The organism is Stenotrophomonas pictorum JCM 9942, from assembly GCF_001310775.1.
Classification (GTDB): Bacteria; Pseudomonadota; Gammaproteobacteria; order Xanthomonadales; family Xanthomonadaceae; genus Stenotrophomonas; species Stenotrophomonas pictorum.
On sequence record NZ_BAZI01000589.1, the window covers coordinates 1 to 1,254 of the forward strand.

Genomic DNA, 1,254 nt, shown 5'->3' on the forward strand with positions numbered 1-1,254 from the left:
GGTGGCGCCCCCCATCGCGCCGCCGGCTCCACCAACGCCGGCGCAGGACAAGGTCACCACCCTGGAAGAGGTGCGCGCGCTCAAGCCCGAGGACGAGCAGCCGCTGGACCTGTACCGCTTCAAGAGTCCGGTCGCACCTGCGCCCAACCGTTTCAGCAAATCCTGGAGCGAGCCGCCCACGCCCGAACAGGTCAGCCTCAGTGGTGGCTACCTTTTCATGGGCATCAACTACGGGCTGATGGCCGCGGCCAAGGGCCTGCATAAACTCACCAATGGCCGTGACCAGATCCAGTCCGCCATCGCCCGCCCGCCACCGGAGTTCGACGCAGAACAGCAGCGCCGCGCGCTGCTGTTCTGCCAGCAGCAGGGGGACTGCCCGGCGCCGCCGGGTTCGTGAGTCGAACGGTCCATGCCGACAGGAGGGTGCCCGCGGGGCTTCACCGGCGCTGGGTGGGCGCGGCGGGTTCCGTTAAAGTAGCGCCATGAACAAAGAAAAGATCACCGGCGGCCTGCTCATCGCCATCGAAGGCATTGATGGCGCTGGCAAATCCACCCTCGCGCGCAAACTGGCGGGGGTGCTGGAATCTGCCGGTGCGGAAGTCGTCCTGAGCAAGGAGCCGACCAATGGCCCCTGGGGGACGCGCCTGCGGGAAACCGCGGCTACCGGAAGCTACGCCCGGAAGAGGAGGTGGAATACCTGCTTCTGGATCGCCAGCAGCATGTGGAAGAGATCATCAGGCCGGCGCTGGACAGGGGGCAGATCGTCATCCTGGATCGCTATTTCCCTTCGATGGTGGCGTATCAGGGCGCTGCGGGTCTGCCGGTGGAGCAAATGCTGCATTCCAATGATTTCGCACCCCGGCCGGATCTGCTGCTTTTGCTGGACCTGACGCCGGCACAAGGGCTGCAGCGGATCCGCGCGCGCGGTGATGTGCCCAATCATTTTGAAACGGCCCAGAATCTGGAGCGCTGCCGCGAGATCTTCAATCAGCTGGAGTTGCCCGGCAAAACGGTGATCGATGCCAGCCGGGGTGAAGCCGAAGTGCTGGGGGATGCACATGCCGCCACCGTGGCCGCCCTTACCAGGCGGATTGCGGAAGATGGGGGCCTGACGCCGGAAAATGTCCAGAAACTGGAGCGCCTCACGGCCGCGGTTGCCTCCTGACCTGCGGAAGCGGCGCCCGGTTCTCCCGGACCGGTGTCCACGCACTGCCCGTGTCTGCCGGGCGGTGGCGGCCCGGAGCGTTTGCGGTG

General features: G+C 66.0%; 1 protein-coding gene and 1 pseudogene. Both read left to right on the plus strand.

The annotated features are described in order from the left end of the window. The first annotated feature begins 1 nt into the window (after window position 1). Entirely contained in the window at window positions 2-397 is a 396-nt protein-coding gene (locus tag JCM9942_RS16285) for a hypothetical protein (RefSeq protein ID WP_425478368.1), read from the plus strand. An 85-nt stretch (window positions 398-482) separates the two neighbouring features. Continuing rightward, window positions 483-1,165 (plus strand): annotated as a pseudogene (tmk, locus tag JCM9942_RS16290) (dTMP kinase). The last annotated feature ends 89 nt before the right edge of the window (window positions 1,166-1,254 follow it).